This window comes from Ruegeria sp. BHSA123 (assembly GCF_059613425.1).
Genome location: NZ_JBXWSL010000105.1, coordinates 1 through 6,295, shown reverse-complemented (window position 1 = coordinate 6,295; position 6,295 = coordinate 1). Strand labels below are relative to the sequence as shown.

Here is a 6,295-nt window from a genome sequence, read left to right as displayed (position 1 = left end):
CGGACAGGTCAGTGACTATATCGGCGCACGGGCATTGCTGGGCGGTTTGCCAAAGGTCGAATAGCTGCTCGGAGACCGAGGCTACGACGCCGACTGGTTCAGAGATGCGTTTAAAGACAAAGGGATACGCGCCTGCATCCCTGGACGAAAACAGCGCAAGAAGACCGTGAAATACGACAAGCGCCGATACAAACGGCGCAACCGCATTGAGATCATGTTCGGCAGGCTCAAAGACTGGAGACGCGTGGCAACCCGCTACGACAGGTGTCCCAAGGTCTTCCTCTCGGCCATCGCGCTCGCAGCCGTCGTCATCTACTGGTTATGAATCCTGACCCTAGGTTTATAGACGAGGTGTGAGCTTTGTTGCTTGGGTAACAGTTTCACTTGCTCTATCCACGACCTTTCGTTTTGTGCGACTTTTCCGAGGCCTCGTGCGCCGCAAAGGCATCAGCATAGTCGGGATGCCAGCGTGAAAGAGCCGGGCGATTGTTGATTATGTCACCGGCAGCCCATTCAACGCGTTTGCTGTCGCGCTCTTCGGACACATCGTTGTCCGGGCAGAGAATGTAGAAATCTCCGGCCGACATGCGCTTCAGCAGGTAGTCGATTGTCTCTTCGCTTGTCCAGGCGGCAGCAGGTTTTTCCGGCATGAATTTCTGAATCATGCCGGTATAGGTGAACCCCGGTACGAAAAGGTGAGTGGTAATTTCCGTCTCGGCCTGTCGCAATTCGTGCGCCAGCATTTCAGTCATGACCTTCACGGCGGCTTTGCTGGTATTGTAGGCGGGGTTTCCGGGTGGTGTGGTGATGCCCTGTTTTGACCCCGTGTTGATTACCACAGCGGGGCGCGCCGCTTTGAACATGCGCGGCAGGAAAGCATGCACGCCATTCATGACCCCAAAAAGATTGACCTCTAGCACTTTGCGCCAATTCTCCGCGTTTTCCCAACTGTTGGTCGGCAGCGCGATACCGGCATTGTTCATTAGGACAGCTATCTCGCCGAGCGCAAAAGCTTGATCCGCCAAGGCATTCACGGCGGTGGTGTCGGTGACATCAGTCGGAATTGCCTGAACAGTTGCGGACGAGCCGGCCAGATCGCGCAATTCCGCCTCGGCTCTGTCTAATGCCTCACCCGCCAGGTCGACCAGCACAACCCCCAGACCGTCTTGTACAAAGCGTTGGGCTGCGGCTTTGCCCACGCCGTTTGCCGCCCCGGTTACAACGGCCAAGCCGCCTTTTTCAATTGCTTCGCTGTACATGGATCATCAGCTCTTTCTGTGAACGACTGAGTGGCCCTTCAGGGTGCCATCTTTTCCTTGAGACCACCGATGAACGTCTCGTCATCTTGTTGCTTACGCGCAACGAGCAGCTCTTCAGCATCAGGCCCTGCGCGAAAGCGCAGGCGGTTTCCGGTCTCGTTGGCCGCATCCCAAATGACCTTTGCGACAGTTTCAGGCGCAGAAGGGTTCGCGGCCAGCTTGCCAAACAGGCGCCCCATGGCTTCAGCCATTGGCGCGTAGTCCGGCAGCTTCTCATCCATGGCGAAATCGAAAGAACTGCCTCCAAAGTTGGTTCTTATCATGCCCGGTTGGACAATTCGGACCCGAATGCCAAGGGGCTCCAGCTCGTAGTGTAGTGACTCCGAAAGCCCCTCAACTGCAAACTTTGTGCCGTGATAAAGCGCGCCAAGTGGAAATGTGATCTGCCCACCAATGGACGAGATATTGATAACCGTGCCCGACTGGTTCTGACGGAAATGGGGCAGAATAGCCTTGGTCACTTCCATCAACCCAATCACGTTGGTATCAAACTGACGCCGAATGCGATCCATCGAAAAGGCCTCTAACGCACCGTAGGCGCCATAGCCCGCATTGTTCAGCAAAACATCTATCTGCCCGAACCGTTCGATGCCTTCGCCTACGGCCGTTGTAATTGAACCCGAATCCGTCACATCCAGTTGGGCCAGATGTACGTTTTCTAACGCGCCGAGCTCGGGGCCATCCGTGGGGTTGCGCATCGTGGCGATGACATTCCAACCGTTTGCTTGGAAATGCCGGGCCGTCGCTGCGCCAATTCCCGACGAGGCCCCGGTGATAAGAATCGTTTTCATATCTCAAATCCCTCACTTCCTATAGTCACGATAATCACCAAGGCAGGATGAATCTTTCAATATTCTCCAGTTTTCTTGCACAATCCTCCACAATCTGAAGTTTTGGGTAAGTGTTTGCATTGCTCCCGTGGTAAAGATGGGTCGACCCACAGGAGGCATTCATGGGACCTCGGGCGTTATTGGACTATGTTCTCGCTCAACTTGATCACTCAGGCGTCACGCACGGTGTGTTGACACATAAGGACGGTGGGACGGTATTTCTCACCCATCCGGCGATCACCCAACATGACGCAAATGTCTACCGCCCGCTGTTGTGCGCGGTCCTGCAAGGTGTAAAGGAGGTTGGGACCAGCTCCAGAACGCTTACCGTGCGGGCCGGGCAGTCGCTGATCGTCAGCAACGCGCTGCCCGTTGTTTCAAGGATCACCGAGGCCACGCCCGATCTTCCCTATGTCGCGCTCGTATTCCCCCTTGATCTGGATCACCTTCGCGCCTTAGCTCCGGCCTTGCCGCAGTCAACCACCCACCGTGTGTCGGATCCGTTTTCGATTTGCCTCGCACCCACTGGTGATGACATGCGAGACGCCTTGTTGCGATATTTTCGCCAGTGCGAAACCGAAGAGGAACGACACTTGCTGGCGCCGATCACGGCGCGGGAAATCCACGCCCGCCTGCTGATCGGGCAACATGGTGGCACGCTTCGAAAACTGGTGTGGCACGAGAACACGGCTAGCCGGATTTTTGCGGCGACGAACGAGATCCGATCAGATCTGGGCAAACCCCTTACCGTGAGAGAGCTTGCCGCTCGTTTGGGGATGAGCAGTTCGGCCTTCTTCGAACAGTTCAAAGCAGTCACGGGAACCTCGCCGCTGCAATACCAGAAAGATCTGCGTTTGCTTCATGCCCGTAATGAACTTCAAACCACCGGCGCAAAGGTCTCTGAGGTTGCCTACGGGGTAGGATACCAAAGCTCGGCTCAGTTCTCGAGAGAATATGTCCGCAAATTCGGATGCTCACCAAGACAGGATCGAACTTCTAAAGCTGTCCAATAAGGCAATAAGAAACAATCTCAAACGTCACAACCCTGTAGCGAACAAATACCTTTCGGCCCGTTTTTTCCCAAAGCCGCCATTCGCATCAGCAGCGAATGCGTGCTTGTCCGCGGAGTATGAGTTCGAGCAGCGATAAAATTTGTACTTGCGGCGAATGACCGGAATGCGGGCTAGCGACCGCAGAATACCAGCGGGGTGCCGAAGGTCTCTTGTGGGTCGTCCCTGCCTCGTATAGCGACCCCGATCGCGAACGTGCTGCGCCGCACCCGAGTCCAGCCTTGAGCCCTTTCGCAGACGATAGTCAGTGTTCCCTGGAAAACACTACGATCATCGCAATGACTTGGTGGCTGGTTTCCTGACAGGGTTGCCGGATGACCAAGTGTATTCCGAGGCCGCCGCATGGGCGGCCTTTTTTGTTTTCCGAGCTTCCCGATGCGCCGCTTCCCGTTTCATGAGAAGACGCAAATGAATAGACCAACCATTTTGACAGGTGACCGCACTATGGGGCCGCTTCACATCCGGCATTATGCTGGTTCGCTTGCAAGCTGGCTACGCTATAAGGACAGCCATGAACAGTTTCTGCTGTTGGCGGATACCCAAGCCCTGACCGACAACACCCATGACCGCAGAAGGCGCGGCGCAGCGTGATGGAGGTCGGGCCGGATTATTTAGCCGTGAGCGTTGATCCTTGTCGCACCGCCATCTATCTGCAATCGCATCTTCCGGCGCTGGCCGAGTTGTCGATGCTCTAACTGAACTTCGCCAGGGATTGCCAAGTTGTTTGTGTGAATGAGAGGGGTGAGGCTTCGGCCTGTCACGTGGTCATTTCGGCCGCATAGCCGTTGCAAAGGTCGATTGCGTCGGCCCTCGCGTGACGATACGAGACGGCGGAAAGTTGATAGCGGCGGGGGCGAAAGATGGTGTTGATCTGGTTGTTGGCATTTCGGCGCGTTTGAACAGGGATGTCGAGCGCGTCTCCATTGGCGTCTACGGCGCGCCAAAGCCAGTGTTTCACGCCGTTGATCGGGATCACGACCTCGTCCAGATGCCATTTGTCGTTCGGACGCGGCCGATCGCGCCGGATGCAAGCGGTGAAATGCCCGCCAAACCGATAGACCCACAGCCGGACGGTCTTACGGCTGACCAGAACGCCGTTCTCGGCAAGAATATCTTCCATATCCGCAGTGCTCAGTGCAAACCGGTGATACGCCCACACGGCATAAGCGATGATCTCGCGAGGGTAACGAAAGCCTTTCGGGCGCGGCATTGAGGACGCAGCAATCTTCCCGCAACATCTAGCCTCCACAATCTCGCCGAACAACTTGGCAATGCCATTGCGATTAATGAAGGTAATACCGCTCAACACACGCCTTTCATCGACGCGCGGCTTGCCGTTGGACTTCGGGAAGAAGAGCTCCAGACGCGCCATCTGCGCATCCGTCAGCCAGAAGAGATCAGACATGTTCACCGCTCAGTTTTCGAACCGTGAATCACGCCGAAAAGCGGAAATCAATGGGTCCTGACCCTAACACGAAGACCTCCTAGCCAAAAGTTTGCAACAAAGCCGTACTGACTCAGGTGCAGATGACCCTGGCAATCCGAAATGGAAATGAACTAATGAGACAGAGCAATTGTCTCAATCGAACGCCATTGTTCGACTGGCACCGTTTTTGAAGAGTGTACGATGCTGATCCCGCCGAGGGACAACTCTTCCCCAAGAAACTCAATTTCTAACGCGTCACGTTCTGCGAGCAACTGACTTTGGTTTAAGTTTCCGTATGCCAAACTAACATGTGGGGCATCCAATTTGTAGGAACTGGGGTTCACACGATTGGCCGAAATTCTTCGTTTAGATTCGAGATCATCTGGGATTGAAACCGACAGATACAACGCCATGAAATAGTATTCTGAAAACCCGACGTCGCAAACATCGACAGTCGGCGAACTCGAACAATTTCTGAATGCACTCGCCAATTCTCTAACTTCATTGAGTTCAAGTTCAATGTCGCCAAGCAAGGTAAGATGCGGTTGAAAAATTGGGCAGCAGTATTTTCCAGAAAAATCCTTGATCTTGTCTTGCAACCGCTTTTTGCATTGTTCATTAAATTCCAACCAGATCGAATATCCCAAATCATTTCCTTCTCGATATTTTCTCGGCCGCGACAAAATACTGTAACCAGAGTTGGATGTTGATCGAATTGCGTCAGCCTAAAGAGCTAAACGAGTATTCCCATTAAATTTAATTGCAGCGTTTCGTTCTACAAATAAATCAATATCTTGTCCGGATTGGAGGGTGGATACTTCGTGAGGCTGCAGCTGAGCAATTATGGTTTGACCTGAGAAGTTACAGTAACACAATGCACAGGAGCCGAGATACTCAATCAAGTCAAGTCTGGCGTTGAGGCGTAAATCATCTTCCTTCTTTGCGGCCAATTTGATGTTCTCTGGTCGAATTCCATAAGATTCTTCCTTTTTGAGGTCGTTGAGGCCCTTGTTCACGAAGTTCATGGAAGGCGAACCAAGAAATCCGGCCACAAAGCGGGTTTTGGGATTCTCATACAATTCATGTGGAGTGCCGACTTGTTCGACGTTTCCTTTATCCAACACCACAATGCGATCTGCGAGAGTCATGGCTTCTGTTTGATCATGGGTCACGTAAATAGACGTTGCACCCAACTCGTCATGCAGTTTCCGGATCTCCACGCGCATCTGGCCGCGAAGCTTAGCATCCAGATTTGAAAGAGGTTCGTCAAACAGGAACAAACCTGTGTCGCGCACCATAGCGCGGGCCATTGCAACACGTTGCCGTTGGCCACCTGATAGTTGAGCAGGCTTCCTTTCGAGATACTCACCAAGTTGCACAATCTCGGAAACCTTTGCGACCCGACGTTGAATCTCGGCTTTTGGTAAGCCTTGAACTTTAAGCGCAAAGGCAAGGTTTTCGAAGACCGTCATATGCGGATACAGCGCATAGTTTTGGAACACCATTGCTAAACCGCGATCTTTGGGAGGGAGGTCGTTTACTTGTCCGTCGTCAGGGATATTGGGACAGATTGCCGCCTGAACTAAGAGAGGATTTGGCTCATCTGGTTGGGTTGATTATGCGGCGGATTTGCGGTGAAGCAAGCGTCGC

7 protein-coding genes and 2 pseudogenes are annotated in these 6,295 nt (G+C 53.5%); 3 read left to right on the top strand and 6 right to left on the bottom strand.

The annotated features are described in order from the left end of the window. Nucleotides 1-325 (top strand): annotated as a pseudogene (locus AC2FNC_RS19655) (IS5 family transposase); the annotation flags it as partial. A 64-nt stretch (nucleotides 326-389) separates the two neighbouring features. On the opposite strand, the gene AC2FNC_RS19650 reads toward AC2FNC_RS19655, so the two are convergent. Beyond that, nucleotides 390-1,259, bottom strand: a complete 870-nt coding sequence (locus AC2FNC_RS19650) for an SDR family NAD(P)-dependent oxidoreductase (RefSeq protein ID WP_480555893.1) — start codon at nucleotides 1,257-1,259, stop codon at nucleotides 390-392. A gap of 38 nt (nucleotides 1,260-1,297) precedes the next feature. After that, nucleotides 1,298-2,110 (bottom strand): SDR family oxidoreductase, encoded by an 813-nt coding sequence (locus tag AC2FNC_RS19645; protein ID WP_480555894.1) that lies wholly within the window; start codon nucleotides 2,108-2,110, stop codon nucleotides 1,298-1,300. 161 nt (nucleotides 2,111-2,271) lie between these two features. Between AC2FNC_RS19645 and AC2FNC_RS19640 the strand changes: the two genes are divergently transcribed. Both AC2FNC_RS19640 and AC2FNC_RS19635 read left to right on the top strand, forming a co-directional pair. Beyond that, on the top strand, nucleotides 2,272-3,162 hold the full coding sequence (locus AC2FNC_RS19640; RefSeq protein WP_496716386.1) for an AraC family transcriptional regulator: 891 nt from the start codon (nucleotides 2,272-2,274) through the stop codon (nucleotides 3,160-3,162). Nucleotides 3,163-3,627: 465 nt separating this feature from the next. Further along, nucleotides 3,628-3,810, top strand: coding sequence for a hypothetical protein (locus tag AC2FNC_RS19635; protein ID WP_496716385.1), 183 nt, complete (start codon nucleotides 3,628-3,630; stop codon nucleotides 3,808-3,810). A gap of 166 nt (nucleotides 3,811-3,976) precedes the next feature. On the opposite strand, the gene AC2FNC_RS19630 is transcribed toward AC2FNC_RS19635, so the two are convergent. From AC2FNC_RS19630 to AC2FNC_RS19615, 4 genes and pseudogenes are all read right to left on the bottom strand, one after another. Further along, nucleotides 3,977-4,429, bottom strand: a complete 453-nt coding sequence (locus AC2FNC_RS19630) for an IS6 family transposase (RefSeq protein WP_496716389.1) — start codon at nucleotides 4,427-4,429, stop codon at nucleotides 3,977-3,979. Between the two features lie 60 nt (nucleotides 4,430-4,489). After that, nucleotides 4,490-4,624: pseudogene (locus AC2FNC_RS19625) on the bottom strand (IS5/IS1182 family transposase); the annotation flags it as partial. A 152-nt stretch (nucleotides 4,625-4,776) separates the two neighbouring features. Further along, entirely contained in the window at nucleotides 4,777-5,292 is a 516-nt protein-coding gene (locus AC2FNC_RS19620; protein ID WP_496716383.1) for a hypothetical protein, read from the bottom strand. 78 nt (nucleotides 5,293-5,370) lie between these two features. Continuing rightward, complete coding sequence (locus tag AC2FNC_RS19615) at nucleotides 5,371-6,204, bottom strand: ABC transporter ATP-binding protein (protein WP_496716387.1); 834 nt, start codon at nucleotides 6,202-6,204, stop codon at nucleotides 5,371-5,373. Between the last annotated feature and the right edge of the window lie 91 nt (nucleotides 6,205-6,295).